This window comes from Streptomyces sp. NPDC048504 (assembly GCF_043200035.1).
Lineage (GTDB): Bacteria > Actinomycetota > Actinomycetes > Streptomycetales > Streptomycetaceae > Streptomyces.
On the sequence record NZ_JBICXA010000011.1, the window covers coordinates 26,315 to 48,689 of the forward strand.

The 22,375-nt window shown below is 70.3% G+C and carries 20 protein-coding genes; 13 read left to right on the forward strand and 7 right to left on the reverse strand.

Features of this window, described 5'->3' with window-relative positions; translation table 11 throughout:
- Positions 1 to 99: 99 nt before the first annotated feature.
- Positions 100 to 2,097 carry a pyruvate dehydrogenase complex E1 component subunit beta gene (locus tag ACGFY9_RS26335; RefSeq protein ID WP_393758041.1) on the forward strand — a complete coding sequence of 666 codons (1,998 nt, stop codon included), beginning with the start codon at positions 100 to 102 and terminating at the stop codon, positions 2,095 to 2,097.
- A 63-nt stretch (positions 2,098 to 2,160) separates the two neighbouring features.
- Here ACGFY9_RS26335 and ACGFY9_RS26340 read toward each other — a convergent pair whose 3' ends face one another.
- Positions 2,161 to 3,210: a cyclase family protein gene (locus ACGFY9_RS26340; RefSeq protein WP_393758043.1), complete on the reverse strand. Its 1,050-nt coding sequence runs from the start codon at positions 3,208 to 3,210 to the stop codon at positions 2,161 to 2,163.
- A 156-nt stretch (positions 3,211 to 3,366) separates the two neighbouring features.
- Between ACGFY9_RS26340 and ACGFY9_RS26345 the strand changes: the two genes are divergently transcribed.
- Both ACGFY9_RS26345 and ACGFY9_RS26350 read left to right on the forward strand, forming a co-directional pair.
- Positions 3,367 to 3,765, forward strand: coding sequence for a YybH family protein (locus tag ACGFY9_RS26345; RefSeq protein WP_393758045.1), 399 nt, complete (start codon positions 3,367 to 3,369; stop codon positions 3,763 to 3,765).
- A 50-nt stretch (positions 3,766 to 3,815) separates the two neighbouring features.
- Complete coding sequence (locus ACGFY9_RS26350) at positions 3,816 to 4,214, forward strand: nuclear transport factor 2 family protein (protein ID WP_393758047.1); 399 nt, start codon at positions 3,816 to 3,818, stop codon at positions 4,212 to 4,214.
- Positions 4,215 to 4,277: 63 nt separating this feature from the next.
- On the opposite strand, the gene ACGFY9_RS26355 is transcribed toward ACGFY9_RS26350, so the two are convergent.
- Complete coding sequence (locus ACGFY9_RS26355) at positions 4,278 to 5,906, reverse strand: flavin-containing monooxygenase (RefSeq protein ID WP_393758049.1); 1,629 nt, start codon at positions 5,904 to 5,906, stop codon at positions 4,278 to 4,280.
- 245 nt (positions 5,907 to 6,151) lie between these two features.
- On the opposite strand from ACGFY9_RS26355, the gene ACGFY9_RS26360 reads away from it, so the two are divergent.
- The 6 genes from ACGFY9_RS26360 to ACGFY9_RS26385 are packed head-to-tail and all read left to right on the forward strand — an operon-like array spanning position 6,152 to position 11,063.
- A complete protein-coding gene (locus tag ACGFY9_RS26360; protein ID WP_393758051.1) occupies positions 6,152 to 6,547 on the forward strand; it encodes a carboxymuconolactone decarboxylase family protein in 396 nt (131 codons plus the stop codon).
- A 55-nt stretch (positions 6,548 to 6,602) separates the two neighbouring features.
- The gene (locus tag ACGFY9_RS26365) at positions 6,603 to 7,343 is read left to right on the forward strand and encodes an SDR family NAD(P)-dependent oxidoreductase (RefSeq protein ID WP_393758053.1); all 741 of its coding nucleotides are present in this window, start codon (positions 6,603 to 6,605) and stop codon (positions 7,341 to 7,343) included.
- Between the two features lie 44 nt (positions 7,344 to 7,387).
- Positions 7,388 to 8,593, forward strand: coding sequence for an NAD(P)/FAD-dependent oxidoreductase (locus ACGFY9_RS26370; RefSeq protein ID WP_393758055.1), 1,206 nt, complete (start codon positions 7,388 to 7,390; stop codon positions 8,591 to 8,593).
- 28 nt (positions 8,594 to 8,621) lie between these two features.
- Entirely contained in the window at positions 8,622 to 8,816 is a 195-nt protein-coding gene (locus ACGFY9_RS26375) for a ferredoxin (RefSeq protein WP_033279370.1), read from the forward strand.
- Positions 8,817 to 8,868: 52 nt separating this feature from the next.
- Positions 8,869 to 10,110 (forward strand): cytochrome P450, encoded by a 1,242-nt coding sequence (locus tag ACGFY9_RS26380; RefSeq protein WP_393758057.1) that lies wholly within the window; start codon positions 8,869 to 8,871, stop codon positions 10,108 to 10,110.
- 38 nt (positions 10,111 to 10,148) lie between these two features.
- Positions 10,149 to 11,063 (forward strand): SDR family NAD(P)-dependent oxidoreductase, encoded by a 915-nt coding sequence (locus tag ACGFY9_RS26385; RefSeq protein WP_393758059.1) that lies wholly within the window; start codon positions 10,149 to 10,151, stop codon positions 11,061 to 11,063.
- 47 nt (positions 11,064 to 11,110) lie between these two features.
- On the opposite strand, the gene ACGFY9_RS26390 is transcribed toward ACGFY9_RS26385, so the two are convergent.
- The 4 genes from ACGFY9_RS26390 to ACGFY9_RS26405 form a co-directional block, all read right to left on the reverse strand.
- On the reverse strand, positions 11,111 to 11,836 hold the full coding sequence (locus tag ACGFY9_RS26390) for a class I SAM-dependent methyltransferase (RefSeq protein WP_393758061.1): 726 nt from the start codon (positions 11,834 to 11,836) through the stop codon (positions 11,111 to 11,113).
- 162 nt (positions 11,837 to 11,998) lie between these two features.
- Positions 11,999 to 14,455, reverse strand: coding sequence for a SpoIIE family protein phosphatase (locus ACGFY9_RS26395; RefSeq protein ID WP_393758063.1), 2,457 nt, complete (start codon positions 14,453 to 14,455; stop codon positions 11,999 to 12,001).
- 148 nt (positions 14,456 to 14,603) lie between these two features.
- On the reverse strand, positions 14,604 to 16,994 hold the full coding sequence (locus ACGFY9_RS26400; protein ID WP_393758065.1) for an MFS transporter: 2,391 nt from the start codon (positions 16,992 to 16,994) through the stop codon (positions 14,604 to 14,606).
- A gap of 166 nt (positions 16,995 to 17,160) precedes the next feature.
- Positions 17,161 to 17,604 carry an SRPBCC family protein gene (locus ACGFY9_RS26405; RefSeq protein WP_393758067.1) on the reverse strand — a complete coding sequence of 148 codons (444 nt, stop codon included), beginning with the start codon at positions 17,602 to 17,604 and terminating at the stop codon, positions 17,161 to 17,163.
- Between the two features lie 180 nt (positions 17,605 to 17,784).
- On the opposite strand from ACGFY9_RS26405, the gene ACGFY9_RS26410 reads away from it, so the two are divergent.
- The 4 genes from ACGFY9_RS26410 (at position 17,785) to ACGFY9_RS26425 (ending at position 21,590) form a co-directional block, all read left to right on the forward strand.
- On the forward strand, positions 17,785 to 18,831 hold the full coding sequence (locus tag ACGFY9_RS26410; RefSeq protein WP_393758069.1) for an Rv2578c family radical SAM protein: 1,047 nt from the start codon (positions 17,785 to 17,787) through the stop codon (positions 18,829 to 18,831).
- A gap of 139 nt (positions 18,832 to 18,970) precedes the next feature.
- Positions 18,971 to 20,551, forward strand: a complete 1,581-nt coding sequence (locus ACGFY9_RS26415; RefSeq protein ID WP_393758071.1) for an alpha/beta hydrolase — start codon at positions 18,971 to 18,973, stop codon at positions 20,549 to 20,551.
- Between the two features lie 66 nt (positions 20,552 to 20,617).
- The gene (locus ACGFY9_RS26420; RefSeq protein ID WP_393758073.1) at positions 20,618 to 21,016 is read left to right on the forward strand and encodes a RidA family protein; all 399 of its coding nucleotides are present in this window, start codon (positions 20,618 to 20,620) and stop codon (positions 21,014 to 21,016) included.
- Between the two features lie 40 nt (positions 21,017 to 21,056).
- Positions 21,057 to 21,590 (forward strand): GNAT family N-acetyltransferase, encoded by a 534-nt coding sequence (locus ACGFY9_RS26425; RefSeq protein WP_393758075.1) that lies wholly within the window; start codon positions 21,057 to 21,059, stop codon positions 21,588 to 21,590.
- A 21-nt stretch (positions 21,591 to 21,611) separates the two neighbouring features.
- On the opposite strand, the gene ACGFY9_RS26430 is transcribed toward ACGFY9_RS26425, so the two are convergent.
- Positions 21,612 to 22,187: an adenylosuccinate lyase gene (locus tag ACGFY9_RS26430; protein ID WP_393758077.1), complete on the reverse strand. Its 576-nt coding sequence runs from the start codon at positions 22,185 to 22,187 to the stop codon at positions 21,612 to 21,614.
- Positions 22,188 to 22,375 lie beyond the last annotated feature (188 nt).

Sequence of the window (22,375 nt, forward strand, 5' to 3'; positions counted from 1 at the left end):
GTCCGCACAGGCGCCGGATCGTGGCACGCCTGGGGGAAGCAGCCCCGGGGACGTCGCTCTAGTTTGCTAGACCAAACGGTACATTAAAGCGAGGACCGTATGACTCAGGCATCGCATCACACCGGCACCGGCTCCGCACAGACGGACCAGCTCCTGGAGATGTACCGCCGGATGCGGCGCATCCGGCGCTTCGAGGAGCGGGCGTCCGATCTGTACAAGGCGACGGAGATCCCGGGCTTCCTGCATCTGTCGATCGGCCAGGAGGCGAGCGCCGTCGGCGCCTGCTGGCCGCTGGGAGCGCGGGACGGCATCACCTCCACCCACCGCGGCCACGGCCATGTCCTGGCCAAGGGCCTGGACTCGGTGTCGATGATGGCCGAGCTGATGGGCAAGGAGGCGGGCACCTGCCACGGCCGCGGCGGCTCGATGCACATCGCGGACCCCGGTCTCGGGATCTACGGCGCGAACGGCATCGTCGGCGCGGGGCTCCCGATCGCCGCGGGGGTCGCCACCGCCGCGAAACTGCGGGCGGCCGGTGACGTGGTCGTGGCGTTCTTCGGCGACGGGGCGGTGGCCCAGGGCATGTTCCACGAGGCTGTGAACCTGGCCGCCGTATGGGATCTGCCGGTCGTCTTCCTCTGCGAGAACAACCACTACTCCGAGTTCTCGCCCGAGGCCGAACAGCACCGCGCCCCGCTCTCCGCGCGTGCCGCCGGGTACGGCATCGGCTACGAACACGTCGACGGCAACGACGTGGTGGCGGTGGCGCAGACCATGACCGGAGTGGTCGCGCGGCTGCGCGCGGGCGGCGGCCCGGTCCTCGTCGAGGCCGAGACGTACCGCTGGCACGGCCACTACGAGGGCGACCCCGAGCGCTACCGCCCCGCCGAGGAGGTCGCCGCCGCCAAGGAACGCGACCCGCTGCTGGTGGCCCGCCGGCACCTGACGGCGGCCGGGGTGCCGGCCGCGCTGGCCGACGCCGTGGACGAGGAGATCGACAAGGAGATCGAGGCGTCGGTCGAGTGGGCCAGGGGCCTGCCGGAGCCCGCCCCGGAGACCCTGCACGACTACGTGTCGGCCCCCCGCCTCCTCGTCCCCGAGCCCGCGCCGCTCCCGGCCGACGCCGAGATCTTCCGGTCCATGGACGCCGTACGGCTGGCCCTGGAGCACGAACTCGCCGCCGATCCAAGTGTGTTCGTCGCCGGGATCGACGTCGGCGCGGGCGGCAACGTCTTCGGACTGACCCGCGGACTCGCGCAGGCCTTCCCCGGCCGGGTGCGGGACACCCCGATCAGCGAGAGCGCCGTCGTCGGCACGGCGGTGGGAGCGGCCATGGCCGGCATGAAGCCGGTGGTCGAGATCATGTACATGGGCTTCATCGGCGTCGCCTTCGACATGCTCCTCAACCAGGCCGCCAAACTCCGCTTCATGACCGGCGGCCGGGCCTCGATGCCCCTCGTCGTCCGCACCCAGTTCGGCGCGGGCCGCTCCTCGGGCAGCCAGCACTCGCAGAGCCTGGAGGCGCTGCTCGCGCACATCCCCGGCCTGACGGTGGTGATGCCGTCCAACCCGGCGGACACCTACGGCCTGCTCCGCGCCGCGATCCAGGACCCCAACCCGGTGGTCTTCGTGGAGAACCGCCTCCAGTACGGCCTCAAGGGTCCCAAGCCCCCGGCCGACCACCTGATCCCGCTCGGCAGGGCGAAGGTGGTCCGCGAGGGCACGGACATCACCCTGGTCTCCTGGTCGCGGATGGTCCAAGACGCCCTGGCCGCCGCCGAGTTGCTCGCCGGCGAGGGCATCGGCGTCGAGGTGATCGACCTGCGCACCATCTCCCCGCTGGACCGGGTGACCGTCCTCGCGTCCCTCGCCAAGACCAACCGCCTGGTCATCGCGCACGAGGCGGTACGCGACTTCGGCGTCGGCGCCGAACTCGCCGCCATGGCCGTCGACGAGGGCTTCTGGCACCTGGACGCCCCGGTCACCCGGGTGGCACCGCCGCCGGTCCCGGCGCCGTACGCACCCTCGCTGGAGCGGGTGTGGCTGCCGTCGCGGGACACGATCGCGGAGACGCTGCGGCGGATCGCCGCGGTCTGAACGGTCGTACGACGGGAAGGGCCCCCGGAACTCCGGGGGCCCTTCCCGTCGTGCAGCCGACTGTCAGACAGTCGCGACCGGCGTGAGCGGACTGCCCTGCGTCCCCGGCAGGTTGAGCGGGGGCGCGGTGAGGAGGAAGCGGCTGCGGTCGTGCTCGCGCAGCCAGGCGGCCAGCTTCTCCAGGTACCACAACTCGCCGAGCGGGACGCCCAGTTTGAAGAGGCAGAGGTTGTGGATCGGGAGCAGCGAGTGCGGGGTGTTGTCCTCGGGGCCGACGCCCACGCCCTCGACGGCGTAGTTGTCCGAGACCAGCGCGGAGATCTGCGACTCGGCGATCCACTCCAGGAGCGCCGGGTCGAACGCGTCGAGGTAGGAGGCCGTGGTGTGGATGCCCACGGGGTCCGGGTTCTTGCCCCAGGCCATCACCGCGGTGTCGAAACCGGTGTGCAGGAGGAGCATGTCACCGGGTTCGACGACGATGTTGTCCGCGGCCATGATCTCCTGAAGTGTCTTCAGGTTGACCGGCTGCCAGGTGTTGCCCAGGTGGTGGGCCAGGTCGACCAGGACGCCCCGGCCCTGGACCCCGTGCTCCGCCATGTGCTCCAGGCCGAGGTGGCGGGCGAAGCCGAGGGTGCCGCTGCCGTCGCCCTTGGCGTCCTCCTGCGGTCCGACGATGTCGGTGTCGGCGCGGTAGCCGTTGTAGTAGACCGCCTCCTCGACGCCGTCGCCGTCGGCGTCGAACTCCTGGCCCTGGTGGGCGAGCGCGTCCCACTGCGTCGAGTACTGCAGCCAGAGGGTCAACACGTCGTCGGACCAGACGTCCCTGAGGTGCGGCGAGAAGTGCTCCCGCGCCTTGATGTTGTAGAAGACGTCCTGCTTGTGTTCGAGGTCCTCGGTGGGCCGCAGGATCGGAGGGTAGCGCCGCTGGTTCAGCTCACTCCCGCCCGGATAGTCGAGCGGCAGGCTCAGACTGAAGCTGATGCCGTGCTCGACCTCGCGGACCCCCTGCAGAACCTTCTCCGGCGTGAGCAGGTTGATACGACCCAGTTCGTCGTCCTCGCCCCAATCGCCCCACGTAGAGCCCGGCGGACGCTGCTTCCAACGCTTCGTCATGATCACGCCTCCTTCGGCGACAGTCCCCGTTGACCAGCCGCCCGCATGTTATTTGTGATTGTACCGATCGGTCAACGAATCCGACGCGCACCCCTCCCTTTATCTTCGACTCATCAATAGACTGAGTGGTCGAAACACCCGACCTTGGAGCGAAGAATGAGCGAATCCACACAGGCGTGGGTCGTGGCGGGCGTACGGGCCGTGCTCGGCGCGCACACCCAGGCCCAGGACGCCGGCCGCACCGACGACGTCGTCGCGCAGTACGCGCCCGACGCCGTCCTGGAGATCCCGGGCATGGACCCGGTCGAGGGGCGCGACGCGATCCACGCGGCCTTCAAGGGATGGGGGCCGGTCCGGCCGCAGCTGCACCTGGTCACCAACACGGTCGTGACGTCCACGGGCGAGGACGAGGCCCGCGCCCTGAGCGACGTGGTCTTCCTCCAGCGCGGCGAGGCCGGCTGGGCGGTGGGCGTGGTCGGACACTACGACGACACGCTGCGCCGGCACGACGGCGCCTGGCTGCTGCGGCACAGGAAGACGACGTATCAGGCGTAACCGCCGCCCCCCGCAGCCTTCTTGAGCTTCCTTCCCGACCCTGGAGTGAGATGACCACCACGATCGACGCGTCCGTTACGGCGGCCGTACAGACCGCCATCGCCGCCTATGCCCAGGCCCTGGACGCCGGACGGGCCGACGACATCGCCGACCTGTACACGGCGGACGGCGTCGCCGAGATAGTCGGCATGGCCAAGTTCGAGGGCCGGGAGGCGATCCGGCAGGGCTTCGGCGGATTCGCGCCCCAGGCACCGCAGTTGCACCTGATCGCCAACACCGTCGTCACCTCCGCGACCGAGGACGAGGCGACGGCCACCAGCAACCTGGCGTTCTTCGCGCGCGGCGACTCCGGCTGGAGCGTGCAGTTGGTCGGGCGCTACGACGACGTGCTGCGCCGCGAGGACGGCCGGTGGCTGTTCCAGCGGCGGGTGACGACCTTCGCGGAGTAGGCCCCGGCGAGAACCCGGACGCCCGTGCCGCCCACGTCCAGGGCGGCACGGGCGTCCGGGCGTTCAGGTGTCCGGGGTCTCGGCCTTGGAGAGGACGAACGTCGGGAACTCGTTCTCCTTCACCGCGTTGATCGCCTCCTGGAGCGCCCACCGGCCCGTCGGGTTGAGGAGCTGCTTGACCGGCTTGCCGGGGATGTTGCCGCCGTAGAAGTAGCTGCTCTCCAGGAAGGAGGACATCGTGCTGTTGTTCATGCTGTCCGTCCACTCCTCCTCGGCGGCCTCGGTCACCTCGATGACGTCGTAGCCGTGGTCGCGCGCGTGGACGATGGCGTCGGTGACGATCTCCACCTGGTCGCCGGCGTAGCGCGGGTTGTTGCCGGTGGCGCCGTGCGGGCCGCCGGGGAAGAAGAAATTGGGGAAGCCGGCCGTGGCGATGCCGAGGTAGGTGCGCGGACCGTCCGCCCAGTACTCCTTCAGCGGGAGACCCTGACGGCCTTGCACACCGAGGCGGTTGAGGGCGCCGGTGCCGAAGTCGTAGCCGGTGGCCCAGACGATGATGTCGAACTCCTCGACACCGTCGGCGGTTTCGATGCCGTCCTCGGTGATGCGGGTGATCGGCGTGGTGTTGATGTCGACGAGCGAGACGTTCGGCTTGTTGTACGTCTCGTAGTAGCCGGTGCCGAAGGGGGGCCGGCGGCCGCCGTAGCCATGGCCCTTCGGGACCAACTTGTCGGCGGTCTCGGGGTCCTTGACGATGCTGCGGATCTTGTCGGCCATGAACGCGCACCACTCCGCGTTGACGGTCTCGTTCGACAGCATGTCCATGTAGTGCTCGGTCAGCTTGGTGAAGCCCGGGCCGTTCCACCGCTCCTCGTAGAACGCCTGGCGGTCCTCCGGGCGGTCGTCGAGGCCGGAGCGCATGACGATCTGGTGCAGGAAGCCGCTCGGCGAGGTGTTCAGCGTCTCGCGGATGGACTCGAAGTTCGCCTTCAACTCCGCCTGTTCCTCAGGCGTGATGGGCCCGTTGTTGAGCGGTGTGAGCCAGTCGGCGTCCTTCTGATACACCGTCAGCTGTGCTACGTCGTCTGCGATCGCGGAGATGATCTGCACACCGCTGGAGCCGGTGCCGATCTGGGCCACCCGCTTGCCGGTGAAGTCGATGGGCGTCTTCGGCCAGCGCGCGGTGTGGTGCTGCGCGCCGCGGAAGTCGTCGCGTCCCGGGATGTTCGGGATGAACGGCACCGAGAGGTTGCCGGTGGCCGCGACGACGTAGCGGGCCCGGACCTCGGTGCCGTCACTGCCCCGGACGGTCCAGGTGCCGGAGGGCTCGTCGAAGACGGCCGAGGTCACCTTGACGCCGGTGCGGATGTCGCGCCGCAGGTCGAAGCGGTCGACGACGTGATTGAAGTAGCGCTCGATCTCGGGCTGGCCGGCGAACCGCTCCGACCACTCCCACCCCTCCCACAGCTCCTTCGAGAACAGGTAGCCGTAGGTGTAGCTCTCCGAGTCGAAGCGTGCCCCGGGGTACCGGTTCCAGTACCAGGTGCCGCCCACGCCGGTGCCCGCTTCGAGGAGTCGCACCGAGAACCCGGCTTCGCGGGCCTTGTACAGCTGGTAGATGCCCGTGACGCCCGCGCCGACGACCAGCACGTCGACCCGGTCCGTGGCCGCCGGGTTCGAAGCTTCGCTCATTTGCCCTCCAAGGCGACTGGGGCTGCGGCTCGCACATGACCCGGGTTTGATAGTTCGACCAGTCGGTCGAATATTCAGACCGAGAGTAGATGAGGGTCCTGCCCCGATCAATGGCGATGACGGAGAGAGCCTGGACCAGCCATATCCGTAACAGGCATTGATTGTACCGACCGTTTGATCTAACTTTCGCTTGGGACGAATGCAATCGCATGAACCGGGAGTCCCGCATGAACCGGGAGTCGGGCATGAGCGCCGAAGACGTCAAGGAAACCCCCGATCTGCGCGTCGCGGGGCTGAAAGCACTACGGGCCGCGCTGCCCGGGGTGGTTCCCGCCGAGGGCGATCTCGACATGCGGGACGGCAAGCTCGGCGAGGACCTCGTCGAGATCGGCCTGTCCACCGTGTGGGGCGCGCTGTGGGGCCGCGAGGGCCTCGCCCCGCGCGACCGCAGCCTGGTCACCCTCGGCATCCTGATCGCGCTCGGCGCCGAGACCGAGCTGAAGACCCACGTCCGGGTGGCCCTCACCAACGGCGTGACCAGGGACGAGCTGGCCGAGATCCTCTACCACGCCGCCGGGTACGCCGGCTTCCCCCGGGCCGTGGCGGCCCGCACCGCGGCCCGCGAGGCCCTGGGCGAATAGCCGAACCACTGGTGTCCGGTTCGCCGGCACCGCGCACGAGCGCAAGGGAGCGCACATGTCACTTCAACGGAAGGTCGCCGTCGTCACCGGCGGCGGCCGCGGCATCGGCCAGGCGATCGCCAAGGTGCTCGCGGCCAGGGGAGCCGCGGTCGCGGTGTGGGACCTGAACAGCGAGGGCGCCGAGAAGACCGCGGCGGCCATCCAGGAAGCCGGCGGTACGGCGATCGCCGTCTCCGGCGACGCGGCCGAGGCCGGCGCCGTGGCACGGGCGGCCGCCCGCACCCGCGAGGAGCTCGGCCCGGTCACGATCCTCGTCAACAACGCGGGCATCACCGCCTACGAGCCGTTCACGAGCATCTCCGAGGCGTCCTGGGACCGCATGATCGGGATCAACCTCAAGGGCCCGTTCCTCGTCACCAAGGAACTGGTGCCCGACATGGTCGAGGCGGGCTGGGGCCGGATCGTCAACATCTTCTCGTCCTCCGCGCAGACCGGCGCGCCCGCCATGGCCCACTACGCGTCCTCCAAGGGCGGCGTCATCGCCCTCACCCGGGCACTGGCGGTCGAGTACATCGGCCAGGGCATCACCGTGAACCACGTGCCGCCCGGCTTCATCGACACGCCTCTGGTCCGCGAGGGCCCGGTCGACGTGGAGGCGGCCGCCGCCACCATGCCGATGAAGCGGGCCGGCCAGCCTGAGGACATCGCCTACGCGGTGGCGTACCTGGCCTCCGAGGAAGCCGCCTACGTCACCGGCCAGACCCTCAGCGTCAACGGCGGGCGCTACCTGGCGTGAACGCCCGCACAGACCATCGCACCGACGCCGCAACGGAGCAGAACATGAGCATCGAGGACGACACCGGGGCCGTGGCCCATGTGCTGGTGGTGGGCGCGTCCGCGTCCGGGCTGACCACGGTGGAGGCCCTGAGGCGCAAGGGGTACGCGGGCCGGATCACGGTGCTCGGCGCCGAGCCGCACGCCCCGTACGACCGTCCGCCGCTGTCCAAGCAGATCCTCTCCGGCGCCTGGGAACCGGGCCGCGCCGCACTGCGCACCGAGGAGATGCTGTCCGGTCTCGACACCGAGTTCGTGCTCGGCGACCCCGCGGTCGCCCTGGACCCGGCGACCCGGACCGTGCGCACGGAGTCCGGGCGCGAGCCGAGCGCCGACGCGATCGTGATCGCCACCGGCGTACGGCCCCGAGTGCTGCCCGGACAGGGCGAGTTGACCGGTGTCCATGTACTGCGCACCCTCGACGACGCGCTCGCCCTGCGCACGGATCTGCTCGCCGGGTCACGTCTGGTGGTCGTCGGCGAGGGAGTCCTCGGCTCCGAGATCGCCGCCACCGCACGGACGTTGGGCCTGGAGGTCACCCTCGCGGGCCCGCTCACGGGACCGCTGGCCCTTCAGGTGGGCCCACTGGTGTCGGGACTGCTGGCGGAGCTGCACACCGAACGGGGGGTGCGACTCCGGCTCGGGAACGGTGTCGTGGGCCTGACGGACAGCCAAAGCCGGGTCACAGGCGTCGAGTTGAGCACGGGCGAGGTGCTGCCCGCCGATGTGGTCGTGGTCGCCATCGGGGCGACCCCGGCGACGGAGTGGCTGGCCGGCAGCGGGCTCGAACTCGACAACGGCGTGGTGTGCGACTCCCGTTGCCGTGCCGCGCCGGGGATCTACGCCGTCGGTGACGTGGCCCGCTGGCGGCACGAGCGGTTGGGCCGGCTCATCCGGCTGGAGAACCGCACGAACGCCACCGAGCAGGCCATGGCGGTCGCCGGGGCGATCCTCGGCGAGGACCGGGCCTACGAACCGGTGCCGTACTTCTGGACCGATCAGTTCGACGCCAAGCTCCAGGTGCACGGATTCCTGCCGGCCGATGCCGAAGTGGACGTCGTCGACGGGGAGTTGGCGGCCCGCCGGTTCGTCGCGCGCTACCGCAGCGGCGGCCGGGTCACCGGGATCCTCGGCTGGAACATGCCCAAGCAGGCCAGACAGCGCCGTCAGGAGATCGTCGACGCGGTCCCCTCCCCCGCTCCCGCCCACTGAACGACCCGGAACGATCAGGAGAGTTGCCATGAAGGTTGTCGTCGACGAGGACAAATGCGTCGCCGCCGGGCAGTGCGTCGCCGCCGCCATGGACGTGTTCGACCAGCGCGACGAGGACGGCATCGTCGTCCTGCTGAACGAGAACCCGCCGGCCGAACTGGCCGACGACGTACGGAACGCCGCGGCGGTGTGCCCCGCGCTGGCGATCCGTATCGAGGAATGACCCAGCCCTCCCCTCATCGCCCTTCCCCCCACCCTCATCTGGAGGAATGACCATGTCCGAGGCCGAGACGGAACTCGCCGCCCCTGACGCGGAGCTCTTCGACTACCCGGGCGCCCGGGACCGCGCCTGCCCGTTCGCCCCGCCCGCCGGGCAGCGCGCCCTGAACGAGACGGCGCCCGTGTCCCGGGGCCGGATCTGGGACGGCAGCACCCCGTGGCTGGTGACCGGGCACGCCGCACAGCGCGTGATCCTGTCCGACCCGCGGGTCAGCTCCGACGACAAGCAGCCCGGGTTCCCGTATCCGAACGAGGCGATGGCGGAGAACGCTCCCCACCACCCGCTGACCATCTTCAACGCCGACGGCGCCGACCACACGCGGATCCGCCGCATGATGACGGCTCCGTTCACACGCAACCGGATGGAGAAGCTGCGGCCGGAGATCCAGCGGTTCACCGACGAGCTGATCGACAAGATGCTCGCGGGCCCGAACCCGGCGGACCTGAACACCGCGCTGTCGCTGCCGCTGCCCTCGCTGATGATCTGCGCGCTGCTCGGAGTGCCGTACGAGGACCACGAGTTCTTCCAGGAGCACGCCTCGCTGGCGACCCGGAGCGACAAGACCGCCGAGCAGGACCGGGCGGCCAACCAGGCGCTGGGCGGCTATCTGGCCGGGCTGCTCCAGAAGCGGATGGAAGAGCCGAGCGACGACGTCATCTCGGACTTCGCCGGGCGGATCAAGGCCGGCGAGGTCACCCTGCCCGAGGCCGTCATGCTGTGCATGATCCTGCTGATCGCCGGCCACGAGACCAGCGCCAGCATGATCACCCTGGGGACCGCCCTGCTCCTGGACAACCCGGAGCAACTGGCCCTGCTGCGCGGGACGGACGACCCCAAGATCGTCGCGAACGCGGTCGAGGAGATCCTGCGCTATCTGACGATCCCGGCGCTCGGGCAGCGGCGGATCGCCGCCGAGGACATCGAGATCGAGGGCGTCACCATCAAGGCCGGCGAGGGCATCGTCGTCGCGCTGCCCGCGGGCAACTGGGACCCGGCGGCCTTCCCCGAGCCGGAGAAGTTCGACATCTCCCGCGAGGCGCGGCACCACCACGCCTTCGCGTGGGGCATCCACCAATGCCTGGGCCAGCAGCTCGCCCGCATCGAACTCCAGGTCGTCTACGGCACGTTGTACCGCCGCATCCCGACCCTGCGACTGGCCGTCGGTTTCGACGAGTTGAGGTTCCGCCGCGACGACGCGCTCGCCTACGGCCTGCACGCGCTGCCGGTCGCCTGGTAGCCACCGGCGCTTTTACCCGCACACAACTGGAGTCACCCATGAGCGAGTTCGGCTTCGAAGGACGCGTCGCCGTCGTCACCGGCGCGGGCCGTGGCCTGGGCCGCGCCTACGCCCGTCTGCTGGCGGAGCGCGGGGCGAAGGTCGTCGTCAACGACCTGGGCGGGTCGATGGAGGGCGAGGGCTCCGACGCCGGACCCGCGCAGAAGGTCGTCGACTCGATCGTCGCCGCCGGCGGGGAGGCCGTGGCCGACACCCACGACGTGTCCCCGCAGGCCGGCGGCGAGGCCATCATCGACACCGCGATCCAGGCCTTCGGGCGGATCGACGTCCTCGTCAACAACGCCGGGATCATCCGGTACGCGGGCCTGCCGGAGATCGAACTCGACAACCTGGAACGGCACTTGGCCGTCCACCTGATCGGTTCGTTCAACACGATGCGGGCGGCGTGGCCGCACTTCGTCGAGCAGGGCTACGGCCGGGTCGTCCTGACCACCTCCAGCGGCATGTTCGGCATGGACAACAACCTGTCCTACGCCGCCGCGAAGGCGGGCACGGTCGGCATGGCGCGCAGCGCGAAGCTGGCCGGAGAGCCGCACAACATCAAGGTCAACCTGATCGCACCGGCCGCGATGACCCGGATGGGCGGCGGCCCCGAGGAGCCGGCCCAGACCGCGGAGGGCATGCCGTACATGCCGTCGGCAGCCGTCGCGCCGATGGTGGCCTATCTCGCGCACGAGAACTGCCCGGTCAGCGGGGAGATCTACACCGCCGGCGCGGGCCGGTTCGCGCGGGTGTTCCTGGCCTCGACGGAGGGGTACGCGCATGAGGGGGGCGACGCGTCGGTCGAGGACGTGGCGAAGAACTGGGACGCGATCAACGACGAGAAGGGGTACTACGTGCCCGCGGACCTGATGGCGTGGTCCGGGTCGTTCCTCAAGCACCAGTTCGGGTAGTGCGGGTGGGGGGAGGCGGTGAGCCGCCCCGTCTCCCCCCCACCGCCTCAGGCCGTACGGCTCGCGATCACCCACTTCGACGGCAGTTCGATGCGGGCGCCGTCCGCGGTGAACTCGGTGGTAATCAGCGGCAGTTCGCCGCTCGCGATGACGGTGAGGCCGGCCGCGCGCAGGAGTTCCGGCACCTCGTCGTCGGGCACTTCGCCGGGGGCGATGCCGTGGCGGAAGACCGGGACGAGCTTCGGCGGCGGCCCTGCCGGGTCCTGGGCCAGTCCGCCGAGGATCGGGCGGGCGGCCTCGGAGAGCTCGACGAGGAAGGCGTGCCCGCGCTCGCCGATGAGCGTGGCGATTCCCTCGGCCAACGGCTGCCGGTCGTCGGGCTCGACCTGGTGCAGTACGCCCCTCATGTAGACGTTGGCGTCGCCGAGTTCGGCGTGCAGCGTCTCGACCTCGGTCTTGTCTGCGGCGTCCAGCAGCCGGTAGACCGCCTGCCCCGCCGGGTCGTCGTGCCGGGCGTGGTCGAGGGCCGCGGCGGACAGGTCGGCGCCGACGACATGGCTGAACCGGTCGGCGAGGAAACGGGTCTGAGTACCGTTGCCGCAGCCGAGGTCGATCATCTGCAGGCCGGGGTCGCGCAACTTCGGCTCGAACAGGGCGAGATGGAGCCCCACCGTCTGTGCCGCCGCCGCGTCCCAGAAGACGGCTCCTTGTCCGTCGGGCGCCTCGCGCCAGAAGCCTTCCCAGGCCTCCCGGTACCGACTGGTCACGCTCATGCCCAACTCCCCAGGATGCGAGGCCGTTCCGCCATAAGTGACGGGCCAGTACGGTCTATCGCGCCCCGGTCCTGCTCACAAGCACGCGGCGCATTCCTTCACCGCTCATTCGACCGGTGTACGCCGTTGTGCGCCTCTTGCGCCCCCACGGTCACCCGCGATTCAGCGGCGCGGCAGGGTGAGTTCGAACCACACGGTCTTGCCCGTGGTCGTACGGCTGGCGCCCCATTCGCGGGCGAGCGCGCCGACCAGGTGCAGTCCGCGGCCGAACTCGTCGTCGGGGCCCACGCTGAGCAGGGACGGCAGGGTGGGGTCGTCGTCGTCCACCTCGCACAGCAGCGTGTCACCGCGCACCAGGCGCAGTTCGGCGCGGCGGCCGCGGGAGTGCCGTACGGCGTTGGTGACCAGCTCGCCTGCCAACAGGGCGGCGTTGTCGGCGAGTTTGGCCAGGCCCCACTCGTGGAGCTGTTCGCGGACCACCGCGCGGGCCCGGCCGGCCTCCATCGGGTCGAGGGTGAGCCGCCACTCGGCGACGTCGTCGGGCTCTATGCCGTTGAGGCGGGCCATCAGGAGGGCGACGTCGTCCTTGCGTCCGCCGCGGGTGTTGAGGGTGCGGATGATGGTGTCGCAGGCGTCGTCCATGGACGCGGCCGGATGCGCGGCCGACTCGCTCAGCGCCGCGAGTCCTACGCCGATGTCCTCGCCGCGCACCTCGACGAGACCGTCGGTGCACATCACGAGCCGGTCGCCGGGCTCCACGCGCACGCGTACCGCCTCGAAGGGCACCCCGCCGACGCCGATGGGCGCGCCGGTGGGCAGGTCGAGCAGCTCGCTGCGGCCGTCCACGGCCCGCACGATCACCGGCGGGATGTGGCCCGCGTTGGCGAGGTGGAGTTCGCTCGCGATCGGGTCGTAGACGACGTACAGGCAGGTCGCGAGGTACGAGTCGCCGAGGCGCTGGGCCAAGTCGTCGAGGTTGCGCAGGAGTTGGGCGGGCGGCAGGTCCATGGCGGCCATGGTCTGTACGGCGGTGCGCAACTGGCCCATCATGGCAGCCGAGTTGAGGCCGTGGCCCATGACGTCGCCGACGACGAGCGCGGTGCGGGCGCCGGGCAGTTTCACCGAGTCGAACCAGTCGCCGCCGACGCGTCCGAGCAGCGTGCCGGGCAGATAGCGGGTGGCGATGTCGCAGCCCGCCATGCGCGGCGGGATGTGCGGCAGCATGCTGTCCTGGAGGGTCTCGGCGACGCTCTCCTGGTAGGTGTACATACGCGCGTTGTCGAGCACGAGGCCCGCACGGGCGGCGAGTTCGGCGCCGGTGACGCGGTCCATGTCGTTGAACTCGACCCGCTCCGGGTGACGCAGCAGGATCATGAAGCCGAGGACGACGGTGCGGGCCTTGAGCGGGACGACCAGCATGGAGCGGCCGGTGATCAGCGGCCGGATGTCGCGCTTCTCGAACTGCGAGGCGATCATGTGCCCCATCTGTTCGCTGATGCGCGGCACGAGGACGGGTTCGCCGGTGGTCATGCACTGGAAGAACGGGGTGTGCGCGGGGAACGGCATGGCCTCGCCGACCGGTACGACGTCGTCCCAGCGGCCGGGTTCGTCGGTGTGCTCCAGGGCGACCCGGTGCCACATGGTGGTGGTGTCCGGCACGCCGTCCGGGAACCCCTCGCCGGCGACGACCTGTTCGCGGAGATAGGTGCCGGCGACGTCCGTGAACTTGGGGACGACGGCCTTGCTGACCTCGATGATGGTCTGCGCGAGGTCGAGCGAGGTGCCGATGCAGCCGCTGACCTCGTTGAGGAACTCCAACCGCTCGCGTACGGCGGCGTATTCGAGGTCCTCGCCCTCGTCCTCCTGCGGCACCGGGAGTCCTTCGGAGACCGCGACGGCGGCGCGCTCGCGGCGGGCCTTGCGCTCGGCGCGGCGGGCGATTCCCCAGTCGGGGGTCACCGGCACCCGCTCGTTCTGGCTGAACTCCAGGACGGGATAGCCCAGTTCGAGGACCTGGGCGACGATGCGGGCGCTCTCGTCGACGCTCATGCTGGGCAGGATCTCGGGGAGCCTGCGGGCGAGTTCGTCGGCGCCGGGGAAGTCGGTGTGCAGGGCGAAGCCCGGTGCTATGCGCTCGAAGGCGCGGTCCGCTTCGGAGCGGTCCTGGCGCAGGCCGCCCGCGTCGGCGGCGAGCACGAGCAGCCGTTCCTGTCCGGGGCCGACGAGCGGATAGGCCCACCACAGCACGTCTACGCGGTCGTGCTCGGGGACGGTGAGGCGGGCGCGTCCGGCGGCCGGGTAGGACAGGCCTCCGTCGAGGGAGGACTCCAGGTCGGGGCCGAGTCCGTCGTAGGCGGCGAACCCGCCGTAGGGGCTGGTCTCTTCGTCGTCGGGGAGGGCGCCGGAGACGGGGAGCAGGTCGACCGCCGTCTGGCCGATCGCCTCTTCCTTGGTGGCGCCGAACAGGCGTCGGGCGCCGCGGCTCCAGTGGGAGACGAGGCCGTCGCGGTCGATCAGAACCACGGCGAGGGGCACACGGCCCGTCGCGGTGTGTTCGAGCACCACGTCGTCCCCGGCCCCGCGGCCGGGAGGTGTCCCCCGCTCGGTGCCACGGTCCATGACCCAGGCCCTCTCTCCCCACGGCTCCGCATGATCTGTGCCGCCACCCACCACGCTACGGTGACGGCCGGTGGCGATGTGTGGCATTCCTGGAATTGGTTCCACTCCATCTCACCGGCGCACGCCTCAGCGCTCCGTGGGACAGGAGTCAGTCCTCGTGGCCGAGCTGGAGATCGCGCTCGGTGCGTCCTCCGCCCGCCACTTGGAGCACGGTGGCCACGGGCGGGTACCCGGCGGCGATCACCGTGTACTCGCCGGAGGACAGGTCGATGAACCGGAACGTTCCGTCGGGTCCCGTGGTGAGGGTGTCCACGACGTTGCCCGCCGCGTCGAGGAGCGTCACGCGCGCGTCCTCGACGGGTCGCCCGCCGCTCGCCCTGACCGTGCCGCGCAGCACGGCGCCGCCGGCGAGCTCGACGTCCTGGCGGGTCTCGCGGGACGCCTGCACGCTGACCGGGAGTGCGGCCGGGCGGAACGCGGGCGCGCTGGCCGCGAGGGTGTACTCGCCGGCCACCAACTCGCTGATGACATAGGTGCCTTCGCGCCCGCTGCGGGTACTGGCCACGACCTCGCCGTGCACGTTGGTGAGCGTCACGGCGGCCTCCCGCACCGGGGTGCCGTCCGCGGTCAGCACATTCCCGGCGAGGCGTCCGGCGCCGCCGAGGACGACGTCCAGCTCGACGGGCCGCTCGCCGACGGTCACGGACACCGCCTGCGGCTGGTGCCCGCCGGCCGCCGCGATCAGGACGTACGACCCGGAGCCGGGCGTCGACAGCGCGTACCGCCCGTCCGCGCCGCTGGCACCGCGCCCGATCTGCTGGCCGGAGACGTCGATGAGGGTGAGCGCGGCCCGGGGCACGACCGTCCCGTCGGGGTGCTGCACCGTGCCGCAGACGGGGATTCCGGCGGCGTACGCCGAACGGGCCTGCGGGATCGGGGAGTTGAGGGGCGCGGCCTCGGACGTCTCGGCGGGGGCGTTGTGGGACACCAGCGGTTTCTCCTTGAGGAAGAAGGCGATGAGCAGGCCGAGGGCGAGCACCGGCACCAGGTAGAGGAAGATCCGCGGCATGGCGTCGGCGTACGCCTGGATGTAGCCGTCGCGCAGGGCCGGCGGCAGCGTGTGGACGAGCTGCGGGGTGATGGACTCGGGGTCGGGGAGGCCGGCGCCCGCGCGCGGGGGGATGCGGTCGCGCAGGGCGTCGGTGAGCCGGTCGGCGAAGAGGGTGCCGAAGACGGCGGCGCCGACGCTGCCGCCGATCTGCCGGAAGTAGTTGTTGGCGCTGGTGGCGGTGCCGAGGTCGGCGGGGCGTACGGAGTTCTGCACGGCGAGGACGAGGACGGGCATCACCATGCCGATGCCGGCGCCGAGGACGGCCATCCAGACGCTGTACTGCAGCCGGGAGGTGTCGACTTCGAGCCGGGACAGCAGCCACATCCCGAGGGTGGCCAGCGCGCTGCCGAGGAGGGGGTAGATCTTGTAGCGGCCGGTGTGGCTGATGAGTTGGCCGGAGACGATGGACGCTCCGACGATGCCGCCCATCATGGGCAGCATCAGCAGCCCGGACTCGGTGGCGCTGGCCCCGTCGACCATCTGCAGGAAGGTCGGCAGATAGCTGGCGGCCCCGAACAGCGCGACCCCGATCACCAGGCCCACGAGGGCGGTGACGTTGAAGACGGCGTCCTTGAACAGCCGCAGCGGGATGAGGGGTTCGGGCGCGAAGCGCTCGGCGACGAGGAAGAGGACCGCGGCGGCCACGGCTCCCGCGCCGAGCCCGAGGATGACGTGCGAGCCCCAGGCGTACTCGGTCCCGCCCCAACTGGTCAGCAGGACCAGGCACGTCGAGGCGGCGGCGAGCAGCAGCGCGCCGAGGATGTCGAGGCGCGCCTTGGCGGTGGGCTTCGACAGTTTCAGTACGACGGTGACGACGGCGAAAGTCACCACGCCGAAGGGCACGTTGATGTAGAAGCACCACCGCCAGGAGAGGTGGTCGGTGAAGTAGCCGCCGAGCAACGGGCCCGCCACGGAGGCGAGTCCGAAGGTGGCGCCGATCAGGCCCATGAAGCGGCCGCGCTCCCGGGGCGGCACGATGTCCGCGATGATCGCCTGGACGCCGATCATGAGCCCGCCGGCGCCGATGCCCTGCACCGCGCGGAACGCGATGAGTTGGTCCATGGACTGGGCGCGGCCCGAGAGCGCGGAGCCGATGACGAAGACACCGATCGCGAACTGGAACACGCTCTTGCGGCCGAGGAGGTCGCCGAGTTTGCCGTAGACCGGGAGGCCGACCGTGGAGGTGAGGAGATAGGCGGTGATCGCCCAGGACATCTTGTCCAGGCCGTGCAGTTCGCCGACGATCTTCGGGAGCGCGGTGGCGACGATCATCTGGTCGAGGGCCGCAAGCAGCAGCGCGAGCATCAGGCCGAGGAACACCAACCGCACGCGGCGCGGGCTGAGTTCGGCCTTCTCGACGGGTGCGGGGACCGGCGTCTTCGGGGGTGCCGGGGCCTGTTCGTCCTGCACCAGAGTCGTCCCGCCCACGTACCGCTCCCCTCGTCGCGCCTGCCGCACAATTCCCGCTTTAGGCGACAACTGTGAGCAAGCGCGACGAGTTACGGCGTACGCCCGGCTCGAACGGAGATCCACTCGAACCGGTGAGGGACGCGGCCAGGGCGCCAACGCGCCCTGGAGGCTTGGCCCTTGAGGCCTACTTCTCGACCTCGGCGGCGAGCCTGTCGAGCACCAGGTCGTAGATCCGGCCGAGGCCCTTGGGGGCGAAGGTCCGCTCGAAGAAGCCGCCGATGCCGCCGGCACCGTTCCACGTGCTGGTCACGACGACGCGGGACTTGCCCTCGCCGGCCGGGGTGACCCGCCAGGTGGTGACCATGGTGGAGTTGCGGTCCTTCTCGACCAGTTCGCCGTCGGTCGGCTCGGTGACCTCCAGGAGGCAGTCGCGGACGCGCTTGCTGGTGGCCTGGAGCTTCCAGTGGACGAGGGTGCCCTCGCCGTCGCCGCCCTCGCGCACCTCGTACTCGCTGAACTGCTCGGGCAGCACCTTCGCGCGCGTGCCGCTGTAGTCGGCGAGGGCGTCGAAGACAGCCTCCGCGTCGGCTGCGACGACCCGCTCGGTAGTCGCCTCGACCTGCGCCATCGGTTTCCTCCAGGACATGAGTCAGGACATCGGTTCTCGGGGTCGGGGCAAGCCAACCACCCCCGCCCACGGCCACCCAAATCGGGGTACCTCAAGGCGTCGGAAGCGATCTGGAATGACACTTGCACAGTAATTCGAACAAGTGTTTCACTCGGAGGGCAGGCCTACATAGGAGGCGTCATGCGCTGGGAGAACCTCACCGTCGAGTCCGGCGGCCACAGCCGGGCGGCCGACGCCGCGCTGTTCGGCGCGGATGCCGTGGTCAGCCGCACCTTCGACACACCCGAGTTCCGCGGGATCACCTTCCACGAGGTGCGGGCCCGCTCGATCATCAACCGGGTGCCGGGGGCCTCCCGGATGCCCTTCGAGTGGACGGTCAACCCGTACCGGGGCTGCTCACACGCGTGTGTGTACTGCTTCGCCCGCAAGTCGCACAGCTACCTGGACCTCGACACCGGCCTCGGCTTCGACTCGCAGATCGTGGTCAAGGTGAACGCGCCGGACCTGCTGCGCCGCCAGCTCGGATCCCGGCGCTGGCTCGGCGAGCACATAGCGATGGGCACGAACGTCGACTGCTACCAGCGCGCGGAGGGCCGCTACCGGCTGATGCCGGGCATCCTGGGCGCCCTGCGCGACCACGCGAACCCCTTCTCGATCCTGACGAAGGGCACGCTGATCCTGCGCGACCTGGACCTCCTGGTGCAGGCCTCCGAGGTCACCGACGTGGGCATCTCGGTCTCCGTAGGCTTCACCGACCCCGCGCTGTGGCGCACGGTGGAGCCCGGCACGCCGTCCCCGGAGCGGCGCCTGGACGCGGTGCGGACCCTGACCGAGCACGGCATCGACGTCGGGGTCCTGATGGCGCCGGTGATCCCCTTCCTGAGCGACCACCCGGCCCAACTGCGCGCCACCGTAAGGGCGATAGCGGCCTCCGGGGCCAGCTCGGTGACTCCCCTGGTGCTGCATCTGCGGCCCGGTGCCCGCGAGTGGTTCATGGCCTGGCTCGGGCACCATCACCCGCATCTGGTGCGCCGTTACGAGCGGCTGTACGCGGAGGGCGCGTACGCCCCGAAGTGGTACCAGCGCCGGATCACCCGTCAGGTCCACGACCTGGCACAGGAGTACGGCATCGGTCCCGCGCGCGCGGGTATGCCGCGCCGGGTCCCCGAGCCGCCGGACCCGGCGGGCGAGCCGGTGTCCGAGCCGACGCAGCTCTCGCTGATCTGAGGGCGTTCGAGCGCATCCGGCGGCCCAATAGGGTCAAGTATCGGCTGAACAGGTTCTTCCGCCCCGAGATTTCGGGACTATGCGGCGAGGACGGACCGCGAAACCCGCTGTCCGCCGCCTCTCCGTCCAGGGAGGACGTATGAGAAAACGCGCAGCCGTACTGTGCGGTGCCGCCGTCGTCGTGGCCGGGACGGTCACCGCTCTCCCCGCCGACGCGAGCACCACGCACCCCACGGCCACCGTCCAGACCGCGAAGCTCAGCTGGAAGAGCTGTGCCACCACGAACTATCCGACGCTCCAGTGCTCAAGCGTCAAGGTGCCCCTGGACCACGCGAACCCGCACGGCAAGCAGATCTCGCTCGCCCTGTCCCGCGTCCCGCACACCGCGAAGACGTACCAGGGACCACTCCTGGTCAACCCCGGCGGCCCAGGCGGCAGCGGACTGACCCTCGCGGGATTCGTCGCGTCCTCGCTGCCCAAGGCGGTGGCGTCCCAGTACGACGTCATCGGCTTCGACCCGCGCGGCGTCGGCAAGAGCACCCCCGCCCTCGACTGCAAGCCCGGCTACTTCAACCCGGTCCGCCCCGACTCGGTGCCGAGCACCCAGGCGCTGGAAAAGGCCAACCTCACGCGCGTGAAGGCGTTCGCGGCCGCCTGCGGCAAGAAGTACGCGAGCGTGCTGCCGTACATCGACACGATCAGTGCCGTACGGGACATGGACTCGATCCGGGCCGCACTCGGCGCGAAGAAGATCAACTACTTCGGTTACTCGTACGGCACCTACCTGGGCGCCGTCTACGCCAAGCTCTACCCGGAGCGTGTGCGCCGCCTGGTCCTCGACTCCATCGTCGATCCCACCGGTGTCTGGTACGACGACAACCTCGGACAGGACTACGCCTTCAACGACCGCCAGCAGGCGCTCATGGCGTGGATCGCGAAGTACAACTCGACCTACAAGCTCGGCACCGACCCGGCCAAGATCGAGGCCAAGTGGTACGCGATGCGGAAGGCGCTCGCGAAGAAGCCGGCGGGCGGGAAGGTGGGGGCCTCCGAGCTGGAGGACACCTTCATTCCGGGCGGGTACTACAACGGCTACTGGCCCTATCTCGCCGAGGCGTTCGCGGCCTACGTGAACGACAAGAACGCCGATCCGCTGGTCGAGACGTACGAGAACTTCGCCGCGATCGACGCCTCCGGGGACAACGGGTACAGCGTCTACACGTCGGTGCAGTGCCGTGACGCGTCCTGGCCGCGCGACTGGAACCAGTGGCGCAAGGACAACTGGGCGGCCTACGACAAGGCGCCGTTCATGGTGTGGAACAACGCCTGGTACAACGCACCGTGCGCGTTCTGGCCGACGCAGTCGAAGGAGCCGGTCAACATCGCCAACGGCAAGCTGCCGCCGGTGCTGCTGTTCCAGGCGACCAACGACGCGGCCACTCCGTACGAGGGCGGCGCGACGGTCCACCAGATGCTGGCCGGTTCGAGCTTCGTGGTCGAGCAGGGCGGCGGGAACCACGGCATCACGCTGAGCGGGAACGCCTGCCTGGACAAGTACCTGGCGACGTATCTGACCAACGGCAAGGTGCCGCGCAGTGGCGGCGAGGTCGACGCGGTGTGCCAGAAGACGCCGGACCCGGAGCCGTTGACGACGGCGAAGGCGGCGACGAGCACGGCACACGGTTCGACGCTGCACGGCTTGTTGGGCTTCCGCGGCTGAGCCCCGCCTGAACGTCCCTCGGGGGCGGGAATCCTCACTGTCAGACCCATGGTCCGCCATGGACGCATGAGTGGCCTGACGAGGATTCCCGCCCCCGACGGCGTCGCCCCCGCGACGGCCTACGCGCACGTCGTGACGGGCACCGGCAGCTTCGTCGCGATCTCCGGCCAACTCGCCCTGGACGAGAACGGCAAGCTCGTCGGCAAGGGCGACGCGGCGGCACAGGCGCACCAGGTCTTCGAGAACCTCCGCCGCTGCCTGGCCTCCGCGGGCGCCACCTTCGACGACGTGGTCAAACTGACCTTCTACGTCACGGACATGGCCCACATGCCGGCCATCCGCACGGCCCGCGCGGCACACATACCCGACGACCGGCTCCCCGCCGCCTCGGCGGTCCAGGTCGCCGCGCTGGTGCGACCGGAGTTCCTGATGGAGATCGAGGCCTTCGCGGTGGTCGCCGAATAATCGGAGGCGGGCTCGGTCGGCACCTCCCTAGGGTGCCGCCATGGACGACGCCGATCCCCTCCAGATCCGCCCGATGACCCTCGCCGACTGCGACCGCGTCTCCGAAATCCGCGTCCTGGGCTGGCAGTTCGCGTACCGGGGCCTCATGCCGCAGCCCTTCCTGGACGCCCTCAGCGCGAAGGCCGACGCCGAACGCCGCCGGGCCCGCTTCGGGCAAGGGGACGGCAGCGTGCTGAACCTGGTCGCCACGCGGGGCGCCGAACTCGTCGGCTGGGCCGCGATCGGACCGTACCGCGAGGGTGAACTCCGCACCGGTGAGGCCGAGTTGTACGCCATCTATCTCGACCCCCGGTACGTGAGCACCGGCGTCGGCCGGGCCCTCATGCAGGAGTCCCTACGGCAGTGCGCTGCCCTCGGCCACGACCGCGTCTACCTCTGGGTCGTCCGGGGCAACGCCCGCGCCCGCCGCTTCTACGAGCGGGCGGGCTTCCGGGCGGACGGCACGGAGGAGCCGTACGAAGTGGAGGGGGTTGCGGTGCCCGAGGTGCGGTACGTCAAGGACCTGAGGGACTGAGCACCGCACCGGGCCAGCGGCTCACCGCTGCCGCGGAATCCGACCCAGCGCATGCACTGCCGCCTCCGCCAGCGCCGGGTGGGCCAGCGCGTCGTTCAGTACCGGTCTGGCGCGCGGGTCGGCCAGTTCGCCGAGGCCTTCTACGCAGGCCAGAGCCACGCGGCGGTACGGGTCGTGCGGGCGTAGCCGTCGTTGGAGGGTGGTGATGAGGGCGGGCACCGACTCGGGGGCGTGGAGGTCGGCCAGAAGGCGGACGGGGTGCAGGGCGTAGGCGACGCGGAGTTCGTTGGTGGCGAGGGCGGCGGCCGCGCGGGCGGTGCGGGGGTCGTCGAGGCGGGCCAGGGCGTACGCGGCGGAGGCACAGCGGGCTGGGTCGCGGTGGTTGAGGAACAGGACGAGGGACTCGAAGGCACGTCGGTCGCCGGCGAGGCCGAGGCGGAACGCGGCCAACTCCCTTGCCCACAGCGGATGACCGGGGGCGGTGAGGACCTCGGCCAGCTCGTCGAGGTCGCCGGTCGCCACGAGTCGCTCGTACGGCGCCGCCCCTCCCGACTCCTGCCGTAAGCGCTCCGTGAGTGATCGCAACTCTTCGTCCATGAAACCGAGCCTATGGCTGTCACAGGAAGCCCGGGACCTACATCACAAACTCGGGGGCTGGCGCGCTCGTTACTCACCGGTTAAGCTCAGGTGAGCGAGTTACCCACTCGCGCATCTCCTTACGGCGGCCTGGTGACGCAGCCGCCGTGAGTGCAGTCGGTTCGGTGCCTCGTGTACTGCGGTACGAC

Bases quoted from the DNA above. Each gene is read 5' to 3' on its own strand.
- ACGFY9_RS26335 (WP_393758041.1), top strand. From the start codon at position 100: ATGACTCAGGCATCGCATCACACCGGCACCGGCTCCGCACAGACGGAC.
- ACGFY9_RS26340 (WP_393758043.1), bottom strand. From the start codon at position 3,210: ATGACGAAGCGTTGGAAGCAGCGTCCGCCGGGCTCTACGTGGGGCGAT.
- ACGFY9_RS26345 (WP_393758045.1), top strand. From the start codon at position 3,367: ATGAGCGAATCCACACAGGCGTGGGTCGTGGCGGGCGTACGGGCCGTG.
- ACGFY9_RS26350 (WP_393758047.1), top strand. From the start codon at position 3,816: ATGACCACCACGATCGACGCGTCCGTTACGGCGGCCGTACAGACCGCC.
- ACGFY9_RS26355 (WP_393758049.1), bottom strand. From the start codon at position 5,906: ATGAGCGAAGCTTCGAACCCGGCGGCCACGGACCGGGTCGACGTGCTG.
- ACGFY9_RS26360 (WP_393758051.1), top strand. From the start codon at position 6,152: ATGAGCGCCGAAGACGTCAAGGAAACCCCCGATCTGCGCGTCGCGGGG.
- ACGFY9_RS26365 (WP_393758053.1), top strand. From the start codon at position 6,603: ATGTCACTTCAACGGAAGGTCGCCGTCGTCACCGGCGGCGGCCGCGGC.
- ACGFY9_RS26370 (WP_393758055.1), top strand. From the start codon at position 7,388: ATGAGCATCGAGGACGACACCGGGGCCGTGGCCCATGTGCTGGTGGTG.
- ACGFY9_RS26375 (WP_033279370.1), top strand. From the start codon at position 8,622: ATGAAGGTTGTCGTCGACGAGGACAAATGCGTCGCCGCCGGGCAGTGC.
- ACGFY9_RS26380 (WP_393758057.1), top strand. From the start codon at position 8,869: ATGTCCGAGGCCGAGACGGAACTCGCCGCCCCTGACGCGGAGCTCTTC.
- ACGFY9_RS26385 (WP_393758059.1), top strand. From the start codon at position 10,149: ATGAGCGAGTTCGGCTTCGAAGGACGCGTCGCCGTCGTCACCGGCGCG.
- ACGFY9_RS26390 (WP_393758061.1), bottom strand. From the start codon at position 11,836: ATGAGCGTGACCAGTCGGTACCGGGAGGCCTGGGAAGGCTTCTGGCGC.
- ACGFY9_RS26395 (WP_393758063.1), bottom strand. From the start codon at position 14,455: ATGGACCGTGGCACCGAGCGGGGGACACCTCCCGGCCGCGGGGCCGGG.
- ACGFY9_RS26405 (WP_393758067.1), bottom strand. From the start codon at position 17,604: ATGGCGCAGGTCGAGGCGACTACCGAGCGGGTCGTCGCAGCCGACGCG.
- ACGFY9_RS26410 (WP_393758069.1), top strand. From the start codon at position 17,785: ATGCGCTGGGAGAACCTCACCGTCGAGTCCGGCGGCCACAGCCGGGCG.
- ACGFY9_RS26415 (WP_393758071.1), top strand. From the start codon at position 18,971: ATGAGAAAACGCGCAGCCGTACTGTGCGGTGCCGCCGTCGTCGTGGCC.
- ACGFY9_RS26420 (WP_393758073.1), top strand. From the start codon at position 20,618: ATGAGTGGCCTGACGAGGATTCCCGCCCCCGACGGCGTCGCCCCCGCG.
- ACGFY9_RS26425 (WP_393758075.1), top strand. From the start codon at position 21,057: ATGGACGACGCCGATCCCCTCCAGATCCGCCCGATGACCCTCGCCGAC.
- ACGFY9_RS26430 (WP_393758077.1), bottom strand. From the start codon at position 22,187: ATGGACGAAGAGTTGCGATCACTCACGGAGCGCTTACGGCAGGAGTCG.